Origin of the sequence: Streptomyces sp. NPDC057280 (assembly GCF_042668605.1) — a bacterium.
GTDB lineage: Bacteria > Actinomycetota > Actinomycetes > Streptomycetales > Streptomycetaceae > Streptomyces.
In genome coordinates, this window is the sequence record NZ_JBHUYR010000002.1 from 472,250 (window position 1) to 492,924 (window position 20,675).

The window sequence follows — 20,675 nt, forward strand, 5'->3', positions numbered from 1 at the left end:
GGCCGTCAATCCCTCGCGCAGGTCCACATCACAGGGCACAGTGAGAAGTTCACGGTTCTTGATGTGCGGGAGGCCGGGATGGAGCGGGAGACGTGGCTCGGGATCGACCTCGGGACGCAGAGCGTCCGCGCCCTGCTCGTCACGGCCGACGGCACGGTCCTGGGCAGCGGCTCGGCCCCGCTGCGCGGGAGGCGTGACGGCGTACGCCACGAGCAGGACCCGGGGGAGTGGTGGACGGCGGTGTGCAGGGCGTCCCGGGCGGCGCTGCGCGAGCGGCCCGCCCGGGTCGGCGGGCTCGCGGTGTGCGGGACGTCCGGGACCGTGCTGCTCACGGACGCGGCGGGACGGCCGGTGAGCCCGGCGCTGATGTACGACGACGGGCGGGCGTGGGCGGAGGGGGAGCGGCTGCGCGGGGCGGGCCTCGCCGTGCAGAGCACCTGGGGGCTGCCGAAGGCCCTGTGGCTCCGCCGCGTTCACGGCCCGGGCCGGATCACCCACCAGGCCGACGTGATCACCGCCCACCTCGTCGGCCGGCCCGTCCCCACCGACTCCAGTCACGCCCTGAAGACGGGGTACGACGTGGCGGACGGCCTCTGGCCGCACATCCCGGGCGTACCGGTCCCGCTGCCCGACGTCGTCCGCCCCGGCACCCGGCTCGGCGAGGTCTGCGCGAGTGCCGCCGAGGCCACCGGCATCCCCGCCGGCACGCCCGTCGTCGCCGGCATGACCGACGGCTGCGCCGCCCAGATCGCGTCCGGTGCCCTGCGCGCGGGCTCCTGGAACTCGGTGCTCGGCACCACCCTGGTCCTCAAGGGCGCCTCCCCGACGCCGGTCCACGACCCGACCGGCGTGGTCTACAACCACCGTGCCCCGGACGGGAGCTGGCTGCCCGGTGGCGCCTCCGGCGTGGGCGCGGGCGTCCTGACGGCGGCGTTCGCGGGGGCGGACCCGGCGGCGATGGACGCCCGGGCGGCACGCCACGAACCGGCCGGGGCGATCGCCTACCCCCTGGTCTCCCCGGGCGAACGCTTCCCCTTCCTGGCCCCCGGCGCGACCTCCCTGCTCCTCGGCGAACCCGCGGGCGAGTCCGATCTGTGGGCCGCGCTCCTCCAGGGCGTCGCCTTCACCGAACGGCTCTGCCTGGACTACCTCGACCACCTCGGCGCCCCGCTCGACGGCCCCCTCACCTTCACGGGCGGCGCGGCCCGCAGCCCGTACTGGAACCAGCTCCGCGCCGATGTCCTCGGCCGCGAGGTACGGGTACCGGAACAGACCGAACCGGCCCTGGGGATGGCCGCGTTGGCGGCCCACGGGGTGACCGGCGACCCGCTGCCGGACCTCGCGGAGCGCATGGTGCGCGTGCGCACCGTCGTGGCCCCGCGCCCGGACCGCCGGGGCCGCTTCACCGAGCCGTACGCCCGCCTGGTCGACGAACTCGCGGCCCGGGGCTGGTTGCCGCCCCCGGTCGCGGCGCACGCGCACGTCCGCCTCGGCCTGGATACTGACGACTCATGAGCAGCACGACCCTCCTCCTCGCCCGCCACGGCCAGACCGTCTGGCACGCCGAGAACCGCTACGCCGGCGTCAGCGACATCGCCCTCACCGACGAGGGCCGCGCCCAGGCCGAGGCGCTCGGACGCTGGGCCGCCGCCCACCCCGTGGACGCGATCTGGACGTCCACGGTGTCCCGGGCCATCGCCACCGCCGCCCCCGCCTGCCGCGCCCTCGGCCTCACCTCCCGCCCCGAACCCGCCCTGCGCGAATGCGACTTCGGGGTGGTGGAGGGCCGTACGCTCGCCGAGTTCGCGGCGGAGAACCCGCGGGCGGCGGAGGCGTTCCGCAGCGACCCCGTGGCGCACCCGTTCCCCGGCGCCGAGGACCCGAAGGAGGCGACGGAGCGCGGTGTCGCCGCCCTGCGCCGCATCGCGCGGGCCCATTCCGGCGGGCGCGTCCTCGTCGTGGCCCACAACACCCTGCTCCGGCTGGCCCTGTGCGAGCTGCTGTCCATCCCGCTCGGCGAGTACCGCCGGGTCCTTCCGCGGTTGCGGAACGCGGCGGTCACCGAACTCCGTGTGACCGCCACGGGATCCGCCGCACTTCTCTCCCTCAATGTGCCGTGCGACCTGCACCTTCCGTAGCACCATGGGGACATGACGGAGATCGACACCTCGGTACCCCATTCGGCCCGGATCTGGAACTACTGGCTCGGCGGCAAGGACAACTACCCGGTGGACGAGGAGGCCGGCGACGCCTACACCGCCGTCTTCCCGGGCATCGTCACCATCGCCCGCAGCAGTCGCGCCTTTCTCGGCCGCAGCATCCGGTACCTGGTGCAGGAGGCGGGCGTACGGCAGTTCCTGGACGTCGGCACCGGCCTGCCGACCGTCGACAACACCCATGAGGTGGCCCAGCGGATCGCCCCCGAGGCGAGGATCGTCTACGTCGACAACGACCCGCTCGTCCTGACCCACGCCCGCGCCCTGCTCACCTCCACCCCTCAGGGCGTGACGGCGTACGAGGACCTGAGCCTGTACGAGCCCGAGCGCATCCTGGAGCAGGCGGGCAAGACCCTCGACCTCTCCCGGCCCACCGCCCTGATCCTCAGCGGCATCCTCGGCCATGTCGCCGACTACGACCTGGCCCGGGACCTCGTCGCCCGGCTCCTCGCGGGCCTGCCCTCCGGCAGCCATCTGTGCGTCAACGACGGCTCCCGCGGCACCGACCCGGACTACGAACAGGCCCAGGACGCCTACAACGAGACCGGCGCCGTCCCCTACTTCCTGCGCCCGGTCGAGCAGATCACCGCGTTCTTCGACGGCCTGGAACTGGTGGAGCCGGGCGTCGTCTCCGTCCCCCTGTGGCGCCCGGACGCCGGCACCACGCCGGAGCCGATCGGCCAGCACGGCGGCGTGGGCCGCAAGCCGTAAGCTCCCCCGCACACGGGAAGGCCCCCGCGAGTCACGTCCTCGCGGGGGCCTTCCGTCCTGCCGCCTGCCACGTGAAGGGTGAGAAGACGATCACGAGCAGGACGCATTCATACACCCGTCAGGGCGCGAGCAGCAGCACATCCGCGCGAGACCTGGCGGCCTCGTAACGCCGGGCCACGTCCTGCCAGTTGACGACGGCCCACATGGCGTCGATGAAGTCGACCTTCTGGTTCCTGTACTGGAGGTAGAAGGCGTGCTCCCAGGCGTCGAAGACGAGGATCGGCACCGCGCCCTGGCCGACGTTGCCCTGGTGGTCGTAGACCTGCTCGACGACCAGCCGCCCGCTCACCGGTTCGTACGCGAGCACACCCCAGCCGGACCCCTGCGTGGTCGCCGCGGCCTTGGTGAGCTGCGCCTTGAAACCGGCGTACGACCCGAAGGACTCGGCGATCGCGTCGGCGAGGTCCCCGACCCCGTCGGCGGCGAGGGGCTCGCCGCCGCCCTCCTTCGGGCCGGTCATGTTCTGCCAGTAGACCGAGTGCAGGATGTGCCCGGACAGATGGAAGGCCAGGTTCTTCTCCAGCCCGTTCAGCGCCGCCCACTGCTCCTTGTCCCGTGCCTCCGCGAGCTGCTCCAACGTGTCGTTGGCGCCCTTCACGTACGCCGCGTGGTGCTTGTCGTGGTGCAGCTCGATGATCTCGGGGCTGATCACGGGGGCGAGCGCGGAGTAGTCGTACGGCAGGTCGGGCAGCGTGTAGACGGGCATGACGGGTCCCCTCAGGAGCTTGTTGCAAGTAACTTGCAACAACAAGCTAACAGCAAAAAGCCCCCGTGTGGATCACATGGGGGCTTTCCGGCGCTCGGGTCGGGTCAGTTCGCGGCCCGCCTGCGCTGCCAGGCGTAGCCCGCCGCCGCCAGCGCCGCCGTCATGACGCCGGTCGAGTACAGCTGCACCCGGGTGTCCGCCTCCCGCGCCATCAGCACGAAGATCCCGGCCATCCCGGCCAGCGCCACCCACGTCAGCACCGGGAACGCCCACATCCGCACGGTCAGCCTCTCGGGCGTCTCCCGCTCCAGCCGCCGGCGCAGCCGCAGCTGCGAGACGGCGATGAAGACCCAGACGACCAGGACGACCGCGCCGATCATGTTGAGCAGCCAGGAGAAGACGTCGTCCGGGCGCCAGTAGCTCAGCACCACACACCCGAACCCGAACACCGACGAGGCCAGTACGGCGACCCGCGGCACCCCGCCCGACACCCGGCCCAGCGCCTTCGGGCCTTGTCCGCGCTCCACCAGGGAGTAGGCGATGCGCGAGGAGCCGTAGATGTTGGCGTTCATCGCGGACAGCAGGGCGACCAGGACGACCACGTTCATGAGCTGTCCGGCGCCCGGGATGCCGAGGGAGTCGAGGGCGGCGACGTACGGACCCTTCTCCGTCACGGCCGCGGAGTCCCACGGGACCAGCGTCACGATGACCGCCATCGAGCCGATGTAGAACAGCGCGATGCGCCACATGGCCGTGCGGACCGCGCTCGCCACGCCCTTGACCGGGTTCTCCGACTCCGCCGCCGCGATGGTGACCGTCTCCAGGCCGCCGTACGCGAAGATCGAGGCGAGGACGCCGATGATCAGCCCCTCGCCGCCGTTCGGCAGGAACTTTGTCAGATGACTCGTCCCCGGCGCGTCCGTGCCCGGGAGCACGCCCGCGATCGCCAGCACCCCCAGCACCAGGAACAGGCTGATCGCCCCGACCTTCAGCGCCGCGAACCAGAACTCGAACTCGCCGAAGTTCTTCACGGCGGCCAGGTTCGTCGCGCAGAACACCAACATGAACAGGGCGACCCACGCCCACTCCGGCGTCCCGGGCAGCCAGCCCGTCACGATCTTCGCCGCACCGATGCCCTCCAGGCCCACGGCCGTGCAGAGCAGCACCCAGAACGACCAGCCGGCGGTGAAGCCCGCCCAGGGGCCGATCGCGCGCTCGGCGTGCGCGGAGAAGGAGCCGGACGACGGATACGCGGCCGACATCTCGCCCAGCATCCGCATCACCAGCATCACGAGGAGCCCGGACAGCGTGTAGGCGAGGACGATCGACGGGCCGGCGGCGGCGATGCCCGCCCCGGAGCCCACGAACAGACCCGCGCCGATGACCCCGCCGAGGGCGATCATCGACAGATGGCGCTGCTTGAGGCCGTGGGAGAGGGCGGCGTCGGGCTCGGGCGGGGCCCCGACGGGGGTGGTGCTGGGCATGAGCGCGGTTGGTCCAGTACGTGAGACGGCAAAACGCCCACAGTCTGGGCGGCCTCTCCGCTCAGAAGGAGAGGCCGCCCACTATGCGGACGTCGGCCGTACAGACTGTGACTAGGCGGCCACGCTCGTGTAGTGCGAGGCGTCGCCCTCCACCGAGTAGCTCTCCTTGCCCTCGATGCCGACCGGGATGTCACCGGCGACGGTCACCCGGTGCAGCCGGCGGGCCTGGCGGTCGTAGTTGTCGACGGCGTAGTGCTGGGTGATGCGGTTGTCGAAGAGGACCAGCTGGTTCGGCGACCAGCGGTGGCGCAGGATGTGCTCCGGCTTGACCACGTACGACTGGAGCAGGTCCAGCAGCGTGCGCGACTCCGTCACCGACAGGCCCACGATGCGCTGCGCGAACCCGCCGATGAACAGGCCGCGTTCACCGGTCAGCGGGTGGACGCGGACCACGGGGTGCGCCGTGCGGTACTTGATCGACGTGAACTGGGCGCGCTGGGCGGCCTTCTTCTCGTCGATGTCCTCCGCCGGCACGGCGTAGTCGTAGTCGTTGGTGTGCTCGGCCCACAGTGTGTCCGCCAGCCGGCGCAGCGGCTCCGGCAGACTCCGGTACGCCGCCGCGGAGTTGGTGATCAGGGTCTCGCCGCCGTACGGCGGGAGCGTGATGCTGCGCAGGGTGCTGGCCTGCGGCGGGTTGAGGACGAAGGTGACGTCCGTGTGCCAGTGGCTGGCGCTGCCCTGCTCGCTGTCGACGGGCAGCACGTTCGCCGCGCCCGCGACGGCGGGCACCGTCGGGTGGGCGGTGGTGAGGTCGCCGAAGTGGCGGGCGAAGGCCTGCTGGCCCTCGTCGTCGAGGTGCACGTCGTCGAAGACGAGCGCCTTGTGGACGTTGAGCGCCTCGCGCAGGGCGGCGACGGTCTCGCCGTCCAGCGGCTTGGCGATGTCCACGCCGGAGACCTGGGCGCCGATGTGGGCGGTGACCTTGCGGATGTCGAGCGTCATGACGGTCAGTCCTTTCAGACCAGGGTGGCGGTGTACTGGTTGGCGGGGCGAGGGAGGCCGTAGCGCTCCCGCAGGGTGCGGCGCGGCCCGTACTCCTCGCGGAGCAGGCCACGGGCGCGCAGGATCGGGACGACGTGGTCGACGAAGAGGTCGAGGCCGGAGGGCAGTACGGCCGGCATGATGTTGAAGCCGTCGGCGGCGCCGAGCGTGAACCACCGCTCGATCGCGTCGGCGACCTGCTCGGGCGTCCCGGCGAAGGTGAGATGCCCGCGCCCGCCGCCGAGCCGCCCGATCAGCCGCCGTACGGTGAGCCGCTCGCGCCGGGCCAGTTCGACGACCAGCGTGTACCGGCTCTTGGCGCCCTCGATGGCGTCCTCGGAAGGCAGGTCGGCGGGGAGCTCGGCATCCAACTCCAGGGTTCCGGCAGGCAGCTGGAAGAGACGTTCCAGATTGGCCACCCCGTGCTCGTGCACGATGTGGTCCTCCAGCTCCTGCTCCGCCGCCCGTGCCTCGGCCTCCGTCGAGCCGATGACCGGGACGATGCCGGGCAGCACCTTCAGGTGCTCGGGGTCCCGGCCCGCCCGCACCACACGGGACTTGAGATCGGCGTAGAAGTCCTGCGCGTCCTTCAGGGTCTGCTGGGCGGTGAACACCGCCTCCGCGTACCGGGCCGCGAACGCCTTGCCGTCCTCGCTGGAGCCCGCCTGCACAAGGAGCGGGTAACCCTGCGGCGAACGCGGCACGTTGAGGGCGCCCTCGACACTGAAGTACGTGCCCTGGTGCCGGGGCGGATGGATCTTCGTGTCGTCGCCCCAGACGCCGGACGCCTTGTCGGCCACGATCGCGTCGTCCTCCCAGCTGTCCCAGAGCTTCAGCGCCACGTCCAGGAACTCGGCGGCGCGTGCGTACCGTTCGGCGTGCGCCGGTTCCGCGGCGAGGCCGAAGTTGCGGGCCGCCTCGGCACCGGCGGTCGTGACGATGTTCCAGCCCGCCCGGCCGCCGCTGATGATGTCCAGCGAGGCGAACTTGCGGGCCAGGTTGTAAGGAGAGTTGTAGGACGTCGACGCGGTGGCGATCAGGCCGATGTGCTCGGTCGCCGTCGCCAGCGCCGTGAGCAGCGTCAGCGGCTCCAGGGCGCCCGCGGGCCGCTGCGAGACCGAGCCCCACAACTGCGGGCCGTCGGCGAGGAAGAGCGAGTCGAAGGTGCCGCGCTCGGCGATCCGGGCCAGCCGGACGTAGTGCTCCAGCTCGACATGCGCGTACGGGTCGCTCTCCGGGAGCCGCCAGGAGGCCTCGTGGTGGCCGGTGTTCATGAGGAAGGCGTTGAGATGCAGCTGTCTGGTGGTCATCGGTGGTGCTCCTCCGGGGGGAAACCCAGGTCGGTGGTCATGCGTGGTCCTCCGTCACGACGAGGCCGGGGGTCATGCGTGGGCCTCCGTCACTCCGAGCGCCTTCAGCAGCCGCTCGCGGTACTCGCCCAGCAGCGGATCGCGGTACGACCGCGGATGCGGGCGCTCGATCGCCAGGTCGAGGCCGATCCGCCCCTCCTCCAGCACCAGCACCCGGTCGGCCAGCACGATCGCCTCGTCCACGTCGTGCGTGACCAGCAGCACCGACGGCCGGTGCCGCTCCCACAGCTCCCGCAGCAGGGCGTGCATCTTGATCCGGGTCAGCGCGTCCAGCGCCCCGAACGGCTCGTCGGCGAGCAGCAGTTCGGGCTCCCGGACCAGCGACCGGGCCAGCGCCGCCCGCTGCGCCTCCCCGCCGGACAGCTCGTTCGGCCAGGCCCGTTCCCGCCCCTTGAGCCCCACCTCTTCGAGGGCGGCCCGTCCCTTGTCCGTGCCGTCCGCGCCCTTCGTGCCCAGCAGGACGTTGTCCAGGACCCGGCGCCAGGGCAGCAGCCGCGAGTCCTGGAAGACCACCGATATCCGCTCGGGGGCGGTGAGCTGCCCGCTCCCGGCGACCTCGTGGTCCAGGCCCGCGATCGCCCGCAGCAACGTGCTCTTGCCGGAGCCGCTGTGCCCGAGGAGGGCCACGAACTGCCCGGCCGGGATGTCCAGGTCGACGCCGTCGAGGACCGTACGGCCGTCGAACGAGCGCGTGAGGCCGCGGAGTCGGACTGCGGACCGGGTCAGCTGCTCAGTGTGCGTCGCCACGACAGCACCCTCCGTTCGATGAGGCGGACCGCGCTGTCGGAGACCAGGCCGAAGACGCCGTAGACGACCAGGCCGACGAGGATGACGTCCGACTGGCCGTAGTTCTGGGCCTGGAACATCATGTAGCCGAGTCCGCTGGTGGCGTTGATCTGCTCCAGCACGACCAGGCCGAGCCAGGAACCGGTGACGCCGAGCCGGAGTCCCACGAAGAATCCGGGCAGCGCGCCGGGGATGACGATCTGCCGGATGAACTGGAACCGGTTCAGCCCCTGCACCTCGGCGAGTTCGACGAACCGGCTGTCGATACCGGCCAGCGCGGCATGGGTGTTGAGGTAGATCGGGATGTAGACGACGATCGCGATGATGGCGATCTTGAAGGTCTCGCCGATGCCCAGCCAGAGGATGAACAGCGGGATCAGACCGAGGGTGGGGATCGCCCGGTTGAGGTTCACCGTCCCGTCGATCAGCGCCTCACCGATCCGGCTCAGCCCGGCCGCCAGCGCCAGCGCGATCCCGGCGACCAGGCCGATCGCGAAGCCGGAGGCGGCCCGCTGGAGCGAGGTCAGGATGTCGTCCGGCAGGGTGCCCGCGGTCCACAGCCGGGCGCCCGTCTTCAGCACGGTCCAGGGCGCCGGGATCGCCCCCGGGTCCAGCCGGCCGGCCGCGGAGGCGGCGGCCCACAGGGCGAGCAGCAGCACCGGGCCGATGAGCCGGGTGGCGGGCAGCCGCCGGCCGGGGGAGAGGCCGCGGCGCTTGCGGCGCACCGCAGGCGGGGCCTCGGTGACGGCCGGGGCCGTCGTCGTCAGGGTGGTCATTTCTGATACTCCTCGGATACGGCCTTGGCGGCGATGCCCTCGAAGCGGTGGTCGAAGAGCGAGGACACGTCGAACTTCTTCACGAAGCCGCCCTCCGCCAGCAGATCGGCGGTCTCCTGCTCCCACCGGATCGCCTCGTCCCAACTCGGCGGGAACAGGGGCTTGTTGGCGAGGTCGGAGATCGACTTGGCCTGGGCGGCGGTCAGGTTCTGCGTCTTGACGTAGAACTCCTCGTTCCAGACGTCCGGGTGCTCGTACGCCCACACCGTGCCCTTCGCCCAGTACGGGATGTACGCGGCGACCGCGGCGGCCTTCGCCTCGTCGTTCAGCACCGAGGTCGGCGCCCACAGCAGGTTCAGCAGGTCGACGACGTCGGTGGTGATGACGCGGGCGCCCTTCGCCTCGTACTGCGCGAGGTAGGCCGGGGACTGGGTGTTGCCGAGCGGGGCGATGTCGACCTGGCCGGACTGCAGGGCGGTGAGGAACTGGTTGCTGGTCAGCGGGACCAGTTTCACCTCGTCGTAGGCCAGCCCGGCCTTCTTCAACGCCCGCAGCAGCACGACCCCTTGGGCCTGGCCCTGCGAGAACGCGAGCTTCTTCCCCTTGAAGTCCTCGACCGAGCGGATGTCGCTGCCGGGCTTGGTGGCGAAGACGTAGTTGGGCTTGCGGGTGATGTTGATCGCGACGATCTTCGTGTCCAGGCCCTGGTAATGCGCCTGGATCGGCGGAATACCCGCGTTGTTGGCGAGGTCCAGGGACTTGGCGCGGAAGGCGTTGATGACATCGGGACCGGCGGCGACATTCACCCAGCTCGACACCTTGAAAGGCAGTTCTCCCAACTTGGCGAGCCTGAACTGGAGTTGCTGGGTGCCCTGGAACGAGGAGACCTTGAGGGCGGTGTCGGCGGGGACCTTGTCGGCGAGCGGGGCGGTCGAGGCGCCCTTGTCGCCGGTGGCGGCACTGGACTCGGCGCAGCCGCTCAGCCCGGCGACACCGGCCGCGGCACCGAGGACGGAGGTGAGGAAGAGGCGTCGGTCTATGCCGGACGTACGGGAAAAGGGCATGGGAGGACTCCCTGAATTGGTGCACGAAGAATGCGGAAAACCCGAGAGGGGGAAATTTCATGCGGCAGAAACGAGCGCGTCACACGGGGCAGCGTGTCAGCAACAGAAGGCGAGACAGTGCAGGTGAGGGCTCATGAACACGATGCTCGCGGCCCCGCGGAAGCCCTGTCAACATTCGGAGTTTCTGAATTAATTCCGCTCAGGTGAGAGGGTCAGCGGGTCCCGGTACAGCACGTCCAACGCCACCGTTCCGCCCGCCACCGCGAGCACCGCGTCCGGGAAACTCGTCGGAATCACAGCCCCGGCCCGCGCGGCCCCGACCTCCTCCCGCAGCGCCGTGAGGCAGTCCTCCCGATGGATCGCGCCGACCTCGGTGACGACGACCACGTCCGGATTGAGGACGTCGAGCAGCAGCCCCGCCGCCCGCCCCGTCATCCGCGACCGCTCCACCAGCAGCCGTACCGCCACCGGATCGCCGTCCGCCGCCGCCCGCACGAGATGCATCGGGTTCACCCCGGCGATCACGCCGGCGGCCCGCGCCTTCCGGCACAACGTCCGTTCGCTCAGCTCCGCCTGGAGGCAGCCGGTCCGCCCGCAGTCGCACGGCTCCGCTCCGCCCGGCACCGGCAGATGGGCGATGGCGCCCGCCTGCGAACGCGGCCCGTGATGCACCTCGTCATGGGTGGCGAACGCCGCGTCCACCACATTGCCGACGAACAGATGCAGCACGCTCCGGTTGCCGCGCGCCCGCCCGAAGAGGCGCTCCGCGTTCACCAACGCCCGCGCGTGCCCGTCCACATGGACCGGCAGCCCGGTGTGCGCGCCGAGCAGCTCCCGCACCGGTACGTCACGCCAGCCGAGCAGCGGATGCTCGACGACCGTCCCGGTCTCCCGGTCCACCCAGCCCCCGGCCGCGAAGCCCACGCCGAGCGGCCGGCATCCGGGGTGCGCCGCCAGCAGCGCGCCCAGCCCCTCGGCGGCCCGCGCCAGCACCGGCCCCGGATCGGTGCCGTCCGTGTGCTTGAGCTCCCGCGAGGCCACCACCCGGCCCCGCAGATCCAGCAGCGCGACCGTCGTGTGGGGCACCGCCACATGGACCCCGCCCACGACGAACCGCGAGGAGTCCAGGTCGACCGGCACATGGGGGCGCCCCACACCGCTCGTCCGCCGGGGCGCGGCGGCCTCCTGGATGAGCCCGAGCCGGGTGAACCGGGCACAGTAGTCCGTCACGGACGCCGGGGACAGCCCGGTCAGCCGGGCGATGGTGGAGCGCGCCACCGGTCCGTGCTCCAGCACGGACCGCAGGACGACACTCGCGCTGGTCCGCCGCCGGTCACTGTCGGCGGCGCGGGCCAGGGGAGACGTAAGGGTGGACATGGTGATCACCTCGGGGGGCCGGTCCGACACTGCGCCGTACGCGAGGGGCGAGACCGGAACGGGGCCTCACCCGGGACGGCGACAGGCGGCCGCGCCCACGCGCCGCAGGTCGACATGGCGACGCGACGTGAGGAAGAGGGCCTGGGCAACCATGGCTGGAAGGGTAGGGCGCGCCGACCGGATCCGGCCAGAGTGCGTCGCCCCATTTGGTGGGACCCTACAGACCCCGTTCACACTTGACACGTGAGTGAAACGTCCCGGCCTCAGTGACCGGCATCACGCCGAACCGGGTGTAACCGACACCCTTTGTATGGAGACCACCAACCCGTGACTCCAGCCTTTGTCGAGCGCTGACGGTGATCGACGGGAGGCGCCCGGGATAGCGTCGCGATGTCCTGTCCCCGTCACCCATTTCGCGGAGTCCCCATGAGCACCGCCGTCGCCCCCGTCCGCCCCGGTCAGGTCCTTGCCGACCTGCTCCCGGCCTCCCGCGTCCGCGACATCGCGCTCGTCGTCGGCGGCGCCGCGCTCACCGGTCTCGCCGCCCAGATCTCCGTGCCCGTGCCCGGTTCCCCGGTGCCGGTGACCGGCCAGACCTTCGCCGCCCTCCTCGTCGGCACCACGCTCGGCGCGGGCCGCGGCTTCCTCTCCCTGGCGCTGTACGCGATCGCGGGCGTCGCGGGCATGCCCTGGTTCGCGGGGGCAACCTCCGGGTCGGCCGCCCCGTCCTTCGGCTACATCCTCGGCATGGTCCTCGCCTCCACCGTCGTCGGCGCCCTGGCCCGCCGCGGCGCCGACCGCTCCGTGCTGCGCACGGCCGGCGCGATGCTGCTCGGCGAGGCGGTCATCTACGCCGTCGGCGTCCCCTACCTCGCCGTCGCCACCGGCATGTCCGCCTCCGCGGCCGTCGCGGCCGGCCTCACCCCGTTCCTGCTCGGCGACGCCCTCAAGGCGGCCCTGGCGATGGGCCTGCTGCCGAGCACGTGGAAGCTCATCAAGCGCTGACGTCGACGCCGTAGCCGCCACAGAAGAGGTTCGCCGGGTCGTACGTCGACTTCACCCCGGCGGGCCTCTTCCGCGTCTCCGGGCCGTACAGCCCCGCGCCCCGGTTCCCGGCCCCGAACGCGAAGTTGACCACCCGCTCGAGGGTGCGCGGCGGCGTGCGGGAAGTCCGGATCGCTGTGGATGGTGTGGCTCTCGGCGTACGGCATCTCCCGCAGCGAGTCGGTGGGCACCGGCCCGATCGCCGTCCTGGCCTGTGTACGCCACCCGCACGGAGAGGACGTCGCCGGGTCGACCTGCCGCCCGTCGAACGTGAGCGATCCGCCGTACAGCGTCGACACCGGGACGAGGCCGATCTCCAACTCGGTGACCACGCCCAGGCGGTGGCCGCCACCGAGAAGCGCCCAGTACAACTCGGAGCCGGGGGCACGGTGCACCCGCCCGTCAGCGGTCACCACGTCCAGCAACCGGACATGGTCGGCGGCGTACCCGAACTCCCGCGCCAGGATGCCGAGTCCACCGCCCAGGGTGCAGGAGACGGCGCCGACGCCCGGCGCCGATCCTCCCCCGGACGCGGACGGTACGGGCGACGGGGTCGAACGCGGTCTGGAACCCGATGAGTTCACCGATGAGCGCACTGTGGTCGGTCGTGTGGGTCATGGACCACACGATGGAGGCATGACCTGACACCTGCCGTCAGGTCATGCCTCCGGGTCCGTCCGTGCGGTGCCGTCCGGTCAGACCTCCTGCCGAGCCCGCGGTCGCCGCGTCGACCACCACAGCCCGGCCACACCGGCCGCCATCAGCGCCGTGCCAGCCGCTCCCGCCGGGAGCAGATCCCGTGCGACGCCGGTCTTCGGCAGCTCGTCACCGCCGGGTGCCACCGGCTTGTTGTCGGTACCGAGGAGCAGCGGGGTGGCCGGGGCGTTCGGCGACGGATTCGTCGTACCGAACGGAACCGGGCCCTGCTGCCAGTACGTCTTCTTCCCGTCGCCGGTCTGCACCGGCAGACAGATCTTTCCGGGCTTGTCGAGATCGAACGACGCGTCGACGGCGTACGACTTCGACTTACCGGCCGCGAGATTGTCGATCGGGCAGACGAAACCGCTGTTCGAGCCCTCCGGCAGATCGCTCTTGGCAATCGAGGAGCAGCCTTGAACGCTATTGACCGTGAGGCCGTCGAAACCGACGACCAAAAGCTGGATCTTTCCGCTGTCCTTGGTCCCTTCGTTCTTCACCGTGGCGGTGATGTCGGTCTTCTCGGACTTGTTGTCGACCGAGATCTGTTCGGGCAGCAGCGTGGTCAGCTTCACGCCGTCCGGCGCCTCGTCGACAACCTTTCCCCCCTTGCTGCTTCCGGGCCCCTGGTCATCCGCGCCGGCGGTGCCGGAAAGGATCAGCACGGCCGAGAAAGATGCCGTGACCAGCGATCCCGCGATGGTCGTCATGCGACGAGAACTCATGTTCGTCCCCCTTGGCTGCGCCTGAATTCGCAGTACTTGAAGAGCTACCACAAGATTTCTCCGCACTATGCTGGTACGGCGCGAAGTGTGACCATTGTGTTGAAGTAAGCGTTGACCGGTGCACGGTGGAGGGGGTGCGACGGATTGCCGGGGAATATGGGAAACGCGGGAAGCGCGGGGAACCCGGGGAACACCCGGAGCGGCGGGGCGCCGGGGATCCTCGTGGCGAGCCGATATCGCCTGGTCGAGAGTATCGGTCAGGGGGGAATGGGGCGGGTGTGGCGGGCCGCCGACGAAATGCTCGACCGGCAGGTCGCGGTCAAGGAAATGCGCATCGACGGCCTCGACGCGGAGGACGCCCGCACCCGCCGTGAACGCACCCTGCGCGAGGCCCGCGCGACGGCACGCATCGACCATCCCAACGTCGTGCGGATCTACGACGTCGTGGACGAGGGCGAACGCCTGTGGATCGTCATGGAGTTGGTGGCCGGCCGCTCCCTGGAACGGATGACGGCGGAGGACGGCCCGCTCGGCCCCCGGGAGGCGGCCCGGATCGGCATCGGCCTGGTGACGGCGCTGCGGCAGGTGCACGCACGCGGCGTCCTGCACCGGGACATCAAGCCGGGCAACGTGTTGGTGGAGGCCGGTGGCCACCGCGTGGTCCTCACGGACTTCGGCATCGCGGCCATCCAGGACGCCAAGGCGCTCACCATGGTCGGCATGCTGGTCGGTTCCCCCGACTACATGGCTCCCGAACGCATCGCGGGCCGCCCGCAGGGCCCGCCGTCCGACATCTGGTCGCTGGGCGCGACGCTCTGCGCGGCCTTGGGCGGCCGCTCCCCCTTCTCCCGGGACACGACGCTGGCAACGCTCCACGCGGTGCTGTACGAGGAGCCCGAACTCCCGGCGGAGGCAGGCCCGTTGCGCCCCGTCCTGGCCGCCCTCCTGGACAAGGACCCGGACCTGCGCCCGGGCCTGGACGAGGCAGAACAGGCCCTCACCCCAACGGCGTTCCCCCCACCGACACCGACGGTCCAGGTAGGAGGGGAGCCAGCCGCCCCAGCGCACCCTGAGGCCCCCGAGCCCCTCGCGGCCGAGGACCCCGAGGAACCCGAGGACGAGCCCCCCTCCACCGCAACCCCCCTCCCGGACACACCGACCCCGGTCTTCCCCTGGCCAAGGCCAGAACTCCCCACACCCCCTTTCCTGAACGCCTCCCAACTCCCGGCCCACCAGCCCTCAAGCCCCACCCCACCCACCTCGACCGACGAGCCGGCACCCGCCACAGGCACCCAGCCCCCACAGGACCGACCCACCTCCACCCACGCCGCCGCACCCGCCACCGGCGCCCAGCCCCCGCAGGGGCCACCCGCACCCGACTACGAAAGCCGCACGGGTGGTGCGGGTGGGAACACGATCCGGGCCGAAGGCCCGGCCCCCGCACCCACCCACAACGCCTCCTCAGAGGCCCACGGCGGCATCTCCCTCATCCGCTCAGAAGCCGTCACCGAACAACGCCCCCGCCCCCTCCCACCACCCCCACCCACGAACCCGCAGCGGCGAACCCGCACCCGCCTCCTCACCCTCGCGGCCCTCACCACAGCCGCCGCAGTGATCACCACCCTGATCCTGCTGAACACCGACTCACCCGGCACCAAGGACGAGGCACAAGGCACCCCCACCCCGACGCCTACCCCAACCGCCTCCCCTTCCCCGTCGCCCACAGTCGAAGGCACCTCACGCCCCCGGTCCCTCCCACCCGGCGCCCACCGAGAAGCCGGCGGCTTCGCCTGGGCAACTCCCGAGGGCTGGCGCAGAGATGTGAAGACGGGCGCGGAGGTGCACTACACGTCCCCCGACGGCACCCAGGAACTCGCCGCGCTGTCCTCCCTGGCCCGCGGTGACCTGATGGACACCTGGAAGACCTCGGAGCAGAACGCCCACGAAGGCCAGGACTACCGGAAGATCCGCTTGGAGGACACGGAGTTCCAGGGCCACCCGGCAGTGGTCTGGGAGTACACCTTCACGCTCAAGGGCACCCCCTGGCACGCCCGCCTGCTCGGCTTCAACGCGGACGGCAAGTCGTACCAGGTGAACACGTGGTACCAGCCGCAGACGGAGACGCAGGCGCTCAAGACGTACGAGAAGGTCAAAAACAGCTTCACGGTGCTGTAGCAGCCTCAGCAGCCACAGCACCGTGAAGGACCCAGGACGACGCGTCAACCGACCTTGATCTTGTCCTGCACATCCGGTCCGCCGACGACGTCAGAGGAACGCCCGCCCCGCAGCCGCTCCTTGAGCACGGCGACCCCGAGCACGAACGCCGCGACGAGCAACGACAGCAGCACGGTCGTACGCCCGCTGCTCGACCCCTCCGTGTCGGTCAGCATGTAACCGAGCACGAAGACGATCAGCCCGGCCGTCGCCCAGGTGAGATACGGGTACAGCCACATCTTCACGACCAGCTTCTCCGGCGCCTCGGCCTGGATGATCTTCCGCATCCGCAGCTGCGAGAAGCAGATGACGAGCCAGACGAACAGCGCGACCGCACCGGAGGAGTTGACGAGGAAGAGGAAGATCGTGTCGGGCGAGAGGTAGTTGAAGAAGACGGCCACGAAGCCGAAGATCACGGACGCGAGGATGGCCGTCATCGGCACACCGCGCGAGGTCGTCCGCGCGAACGACTTCGGCGCGTCCCCCCGCTCACCGAGCGAGAACGCCATCCGGGAGGCCGTGTAGAGCCCGGAGTTGAGACAGGACAGCACCGAGGTCAGCACGATGAAGTTCATGATCTGACCGGCGTGCGCGATCCCGAGGGAGTCGAGGGCGGCGACGTAGGAGCCGGACTCCTTGATGGACGGGTCGTCCCACGGCAGCAGCGTCACGACGACGAAGATCGAGCCGAGGTAGAAGACGCCGATCCGCCAGATGATGCTGTTGGTCGACTTGGTGACGGCCCGCTGCGGGTTCTCGGACTCGCCGGCGGCCAGCGTGGCGATCTCGCTGCCCATGAAAGAGAAGACGACGAGCAGGACACCGGTGAGGATGGCGCCGGGTCCGTTGGGCAGGAAGCCGCCGTGGTCGGTGAGGTTGGACAGGCCGGCCTTGTCGGCGTCGACGCCCGGCAGCACACCGAAGACCGCGAGCCCGCCGATGACGATGAACGCCCCGATGGCGACGACCTTGATCCCGGCGAACCAGAACTCGAACTCGCCGTAGGAGCCCACGGAGACGAGGTTCGTGGCGGTCAGCACCACCATCACGATCAGCGCCCACCCCCACTGCGGGACGGCCGGGATCCACCCTTCGAGGATCTTGGCGCCGGCGGTGGCCTCCACCGCGAGCACCACGACCCAGAAGAACCAGTAGAGCCAGCCGATGGAGAAGCCGGCCCAGCGCCCGAGCGCGCGGTCGGCGTGGGCGGAGAACGAACCCGAGGTCGGGTTGGCGGCGGACATCTCGCCGAGCATCCGCATCACCAGCACCACGAGCGTGCCGACGAGGGCGTACGACAGGAGGATGCCGGGTCCTGCGGTGGCGATGCCGGAACTGGAGCCGACGAACAGTCCGGCCCCGATCACACCGCCGATGGCGATCATCGACAGATGTCGGTTCTTGAGTCCGGCCTGGAGACCAGTCATGGGGGAATTCCTTTGCGCCGGGTGAGCGGTCCCCGTACGGGTTGCGTACGGATCGGTCCAGTGAATCGGAGGCAAAGGAATTCTTGAACCTGTGATTCCAGATTGTTACTTGAGGTTTTCTTGAGCTTCTATGGTCAGGCTCACATCCCGCTCATGTTTTTCCTCTCCGACACCCAGGGCGGCTGCCCCGAAACAGCCATGTCACACTCATCCCATGCGCGTGTATCTCGGCTCCGACCATGCGGGCTTCGAACTCAAGAACCACCTCGTCGAGTGGCTCAAGGCCGCCGGCCACGAGGCCGTCGACTGCGGCCCCCACATCTACGACGCCCAGGACGACTACCCGCCGTTCTGCCTCCGCGCCGCGGAGCGCACGGCTGCGGACCCCGACGCCCTCGGCATCGTGATCGGCGGCTCGGGCAACGGCGAGCAGATCGCCGCGAACAAGGTCAAGGGCGTCCGCGCGGCTCTCGCCTGGAGCGAGGAGACGGCGTCCCTCGGCCGCCAGCACAACAACGCCAACGTCGTCGCGGTGGGCGCCCGGATGCACACCCAGGACGAGGCGACGAAGTTCGTCGAGACGTTCCTCGCCACCCCGTTCTCCGGTGACGAGCGCCACATCCGCCGCATCGACATGCTGGCCGACTACGAGACCACCGGCGACCTCCCGCCGATCCCGGCCCACCACCCGCAGCAGTAGAGGTTCGTTTGCCGAGTCCCGCCCGTCGAACCACCGAGACGGGCGGGTCGGTGGGAAGGGATGACGGGACGTGCCGGAAGGGCACACCATTCACCGGCTCGCGCTGGACTACGCCGAGCGGTTCTCCGGCGCGGCCGTACGCGTCAGCAGCCCCCAGGGCAAGTTCTCCGACGCCGCAGCCCTCCTGGACGGCGCCCCGCTCACCCGTACCGAAGCCCATGGCAAGCATCTCTTCCTGGGCTTCCGCGGCACCGGCCCGGACACCGACTGGGTCCACATCCACCTCGGCCTCTTCGGCAAGGTGACCTTCGGCGATGCCCCCGCGCCGCCGCCCACGGACACCGTCCGCCTGCGGCTCGCGAACGCCACGTCCTACGTCGACCTGCGCGGGCCCACGACCTGCGCGCTCATCACGGACGCCGAGAAGGACGCGATACACGCCCGCCTGGGCCCCGACCCGCTCCGCGAGGACGCCGACCCGCAGGCGGCGTACCGGCGCATCTCCCGCAGCCGTACGACCATCGCCGCCCTCCTGATGGACCAGAAGGTCATCGCCGGCGTCGGCAACGTCTACCGCGCCGAGGTCCTCTTCCGGCACGGCGTCGACCCGTACCGGGCGGGGAAGGAGGTCACCGCGCGCGAGTGGGACGCGATCTGGCGGGATCTCGTCGGCCTCATGCGCGAGGGCGTGCGCCACAACCGCATCGACACCGTCCGCCCCGAGCACACCCCGGAGGCGATGGGCCGCCCGCCCCGCGTCGACGACCACGGCGGCGAGGTGTACGTCTACCGCCGGGCGACCCTGCCCTGCCACATCTGCGGCGGCGAGATCCGCACCGCCGACCTCGCCGCCCGCAACCTCTTCTGGTGCCCGGGCTGCCAACGGGCCTGAATCAGGCCTGACTCAGAAACCGTGCGGCAGCCAGGGCGCCACCGGTGACCCGAACCCGACCGCCGCCTCCGTCAGCGCCCCCTGCCGCAGCTCCCGCACCCGCCCCGCCGCCCCCAACGCGGCCAGGCTCACCCCGCCGAGATACGCGGCCCCCAACTCCCGTACGGACAGCGCCAGATCGGCGGCGTCCTCGGTCCGCTCGCAGGACGCGCCCTTCGCGTCCCCGCTGAGCCGCCAACGCCCCGTGTTCCAGGGGCAGAAGTCGTCCTCGACGTCGAACACCACGTCCACCGGCGCCTGATAGGTCCGCGCCTCCAGCGCGGCCCCCACGTCCACCAGCCGCACGTGCAGCGAGTCCCGCAGCCGCGGCTCGCAGCGCCGGATGTCGGAGACCAGCTGCTGCCACACCTCGTCGACCGGCCGCCCCCGCACCTGCACCTTCGACGTCAGGTCGATCCCGAACAGGAACCGCCACAGCGCCGCGTGCCCGGCCGGATCCAGCGCCTGTACGTCCCGCACCACCACGGCCCCCTTGGGCCCGGCGGCGTCCCACTCCGGCTTCACGTGGAAGCGCGCGTACCCGACGGCCTCGCCGTCCCGCTCCGCGACCACGCCCTGCAGCGGCGAGGCACCCTCCCGCTCGCCGGGGGGATCGAGCACCCCGAGCCGCTCCCAGCCGGGAGTGCGCGCCAGCATGCCCGGCCGCTGCGGCACCAGGCGCGCGTACACCGCCTCACAGACGTCCAGGACGTCGGCCGGCTTCGCGTACCGCACGCGTACGTCATCGGTACCGGGCGGCACGGACAGCCGTACCCGGGTCGTGTCGATCTCGGCGTTGACGTGGAACGTCGCCGGCGCGTACCCGAACCGGCCGTAGATCGCCGGTTCGCTCGCGGTCAGGACGGCCAGCGGCCAGCCCCATTCCCGTACGTCGTCCAGCTGACGCCGCATCATCGACGTGAGCACCCCACGCCGACGATGGGTCGCGGCCACACTGACCATGGTCACGCCCGCGGCCGGCACCGAGGCACCGCCCGGCACGGTCAGCCGGAAGCTGAACGCCCCCGCCGTACCGACGCACTCGTCCCCGTCCCAGGCGCCGATGGAGCGGTCGAGTTCGGTGAGCGCGTTCCACAACTCCCGTTCCTCGGCCGCCTCCGGGACCCCGCCGAAGGCCCGGATCAGGTTGTCGTACCACTCGTCCCACTCGTCCTGCCGCAGCACCCGGAGGTCGATCGCCCAGTCAGAAGCCATGGACCATGCCTACCAGGGCATTGCGGGACGAGCCAGGGAATTTCTCCTTGGTGGCCGCAGGGTGGCTTTCCGTGAAGTTCACTGTGAAGTTGAACCTCGGACGGGGGACAAGTGGGACCTCCCGTGCCAAGC

Annotated in this window: 20 protein-coding genes; 7 read left to right on the plus strand and 13 right to left on the minus strand. The window is 70.8% G+C overall.

All coding sequences use genetic code 11. The annotated features are described in order from the left end of the window. The first annotated feature begins 78 nt into the window (after nucleotides 1–78). Genes ACFUO4_RS12735 through ACFUO4_RS12745 form a run of 3 tightly spaced genes read left to right on the plus strand, consistent with a single transcriptional unit; the run spans nucleotide 79 to nucleotide 2,927 of the window. Complete coding sequence (locus ACFUO4_RS12735) at nucleotides 79–1,515, plus strand: FGGY-family carbohydrate kinase (RefSeq protein ID WP_383483315.1); 1,437 nt, start codon at nucleotides 79–81, stop codon at nucleotides 1,513–1,515. Next, nucleotides 1,512–2,138 carry a histidine phosphatase family protein gene (locus ACFUO4_RS12740; RefSeq protein WP_383483318.1) on the plus strand — a complete coding sequence of 209 codons (627 nt, stop codon included), beginning with the start codon at nucleotides 1,512–1,514 and terminating at the stop codon, nucleotides 2,136–2,138. Before ACFUO4_RS12735 ends, ACFUO4_RS12740 begins: the two co-directional genes overlap by 4 nt. Nucleotides 2,139–2,150: 12 nt before the next feature. Continuing rightward, the gene (locus ACFUO4_RS12745; protein WP_079308481.1) at nucleotides 2,151–2,927 is read left to right on the plus strand and encodes an SAM-dependent methyltransferase; all 777 of its coding nucleotides are present in this window, start codon (nucleotides 2,151–2,153) and stop codon (nucleotides 2,925–2,927) included. A 118-nt stretch (nucleotides 2,928–3,045) separates the two neighbouring features. On the opposite strand, the gene ACFUO4_RS12750 is transcribed toward ACFUO4_RS12745, so the two are convergent. From ACFUO4_RS12750 to ACFUO4_RS12790, 9 genes are all read right to left on the minus strand, one after another. Next, complete coding sequence (locus ACFUO4_RS12750) at nucleotides 3,046–3,693, minus strand: superoxide dismutase (RefSeq protein ID WP_383483322.1); 648 nt, start codon at nucleotides 3,691–3,693, stop codon at nucleotides 3,046–3,048. 104 nt (nucleotides 3,694–3,797) lie between these two features. Then, nucleotides 3,798–5,177 (minus strand): amino acid permease, encoded by a 1,380-nt coding sequence (locus tag ACFUO4_RS12755; RefSeq protein WP_383483325.1) that lies wholly within the window; start codon nucleotides 5,175–5,177, stop codon nucleotides 3,798–3,800. Between the two features lie 111 nt (nucleotides 5,178–5,288). Then, on the minus strand, nucleotides 5,289–6,179 hold the full coding sequence (locus ACFUO4_RS12760) for a TauD/TfdA family dioxygenase (RefSeq protein ID WP_079308484.1): 891 nt from the start codon (nucleotides 6,177–6,179) through the stop codon (nucleotides 5,289–5,291). Nucleotides 6,180–6,193: 14 nt separating this feature from the next. Then, nucleotides 6,194–7,528 (minus strand): LLM class flavin-dependent oxidoreductase, encoded by a 1,335-nt coding sequence (locus ACFUO4_RS12765; protein ID WP_383483329.1) that lies wholly within the window; start codon nucleotides 7,526–7,528, stop codon nucleotides 6,194–6,196. Between the two features lie 72 nt (nucleotides 7,529–7,600). After that, nucleotides 7,601–8,335, minus strand: a complete 735-nt coding sequence (locus ACFUO4_RS12770; RefSeq protein WP_079308485.1) for an ABC transporter ATP-binding protein — start codon at nucleotides 8,333–8,335, stop codon at nucleotides 7,601–7,603. Further along, entirely contained in the window at nucleotides 8,311–9,150 is an 840-nt protein-coding gene (locus ACFUO4_RS12775) for an ABC transporter permease (protein WP_383483332.1), read from the minus strand. The genes ACFUO4_RS12770 and ACFUO4_RS12775 overlap by 25 nt, the downstream gene beginning before the upstream one ends. Beyond that, nucleotides 9,147–10,214 carry an ABC transporter substrate-binding protein gene (locus ACFUO4_RS12780; RefSeq protein ID WP_383483335.1) on the minus strand — a complete coding sequence of 356 codons (1,068 nt, stop codon included), beginning with the start codon at nucleotides 10,212–10,214 and terminating at the stop codon, nucleotides 9,147–9,149. Before ACFUO4_RS12780 ends, ACFUO4_RS12775 begins: the two co-directional genes overlap by 4 nt. A 189-nt stretch (nucleotides 10,215–10,403) precedes the next feature. Next, entirely contained in the window at nucleotides 10,404–11,591 is a 1,188-nt protein-coding gene (locus ACFUO4_RS12785; protein ID WP_383483338.1) for an ROK family protein, read from the minus strand. A gap of 66 nt (nucleotides 11,592–11,657) precedes the next feature. After that, the gene (locus ACFUO4_RS12790; RefSeq protein ID WP_373559756.1) at nucleotides 11,658–11,744 is read right to left on the minus strand and encodes a putative leader peptide; all 87 of its coding nucleotides are present in this window, start codon (nucleotides 11,742–11,744) and stop codon (nucleotides 11,658–11,660) included. A gap of 273 nt (nucleotides 11,745–12,017) precedes the next feature. Between ACFUO4_RS12790 and ACFUO4_RS12795 the strand changes: the two genes are divergently transcribed. Then, on the plus strand, nucleotides 12,018–12,596 hold the full coding sequence (locus ACFUO4_RS12795; protein WP_383483341.1) for a biotin transporter BioY: 579 nt from the start codon (nucleotides 12,018–12,020) through the stop codon (nucleotides 12,594–12,596). On the opposite strand, the gene ACFUO4_RS12800 is transcribed toward ACFUO4_RS12795, so the two are convergent. Both ACFUO4_RS12800 and ACFUO4_RS12805 read right to left on the minus strand, forming a co-directional pair. Continuing rightward, entirely contained in the window at nucleotides 12,586–12,729 is a 144-nt protein-coding gene (locus ACFUO4_RS12800) for a hypothetical protein (RefSeq protein ID WP_383483344.1), read from the minus strand. The genes ACFUO4_RS12795 and ACFUO4_RS12800 overlap by 11 nt on opposite strands. Nucleotides 12,730–13,330: 601 nt before the next feature. Then, a complete protein-coding gene (locus tag ACFUO4_RS12805; RefSeq protein ID WP_079312324.1) occupies nucleotides 13,331–14,056 on the minus strand; it encodes a hypothetical protein in 726 nt (241 codons plus the stop codon). Between the two features lie 267 nt (nucleotides 14,057–14,323). Between ACFUO4_RS12805 and ACFUO4_RS12810 the strand changes: the two genes are divergently transcribed. Then, nucleotides 14,324–16,231, plus strand: a complete 1,908-nt coding sequence (locus ACFUO4_RS12810; RefSeq protein ID WP_383483347.1) for a protein kinase — start codon at nucleotides 14,324–14,326, stop codon at nucleotides 16,229–16,231. A 44-nt stretch (nucleotides 16,232–16,275) separates the two neighbouring features. On the opposite strand, the gene ACFUO4_RS12815 is transcribed toward ACFUO4_RS12810, so the two are convergent. Then, nucleotides 16,276–17,697 carry an amino acid permease gene (locus ACFUO4_RS12815; RefSeq protein ID WP_079312322.1) on the minus strand — a complete coding sequence of 474 codons (1,422 nt, stop codon included), beginning with the start codon at nucleotides 17,695–17,697 and terminating at the stop codon, nucleotides 16,276–16,278. Nucleotides 17,698–17,911: 214 nt separating this feature from the next. On the opposite strand from ACFUO4_RS12815, the gene ACFUO4_RS12820 reads away from it, so the two are divergent. Together ACFUO4_RS12820 and ACFUO4_RS12825 are read left to right on the plus strand one after the other, a co-directional pair. Then, complete coding sequence (locus ACFUO4_RS12820) at nucleotides 17,912–18,397, plus strand: ribose-5-phosphate isomerase (RefSeq protein WP_059191789.1); 486 nt, start codon at nucleotides 17,912–17,914, stop codon at nucleotides 18,395–18,397. A gap of 70 nt (nucleotides 18,398–18,467) precedes the next feature. Next, complete coding sequence (locus tag ACFUO4_RS12825; protein WP_383483352.1) at nucleotides 18,468–19,289, plus strand: Fpg/Nei family DNA glycosylase; 822 nt, start codon at nucleotides 18,468–18,470, stop codon at nucleotides 19,287–19,289. Nucleotides 19,290–19,301: 12 nt separating this feature from the next. On the opposite strand, the gene ACFUO4_RS12830 is transcribed toward ACFUO4_RS12825, so the two are convergent. Next, nucleotides 19,302–20,543: a GNAT family N-acetyltransferase gene (locus ACFUO4_RS12830; protein WP_383483355.1), complete on the minus strand. Its 1,242-nt coding sequence runs from the start codon at nucleotides 20,541–20,543 to the stop codon at nucleotides 19,302–19,304. Nucleotides 20,544–20,675 lie beyond the last annotated feature (132 nt).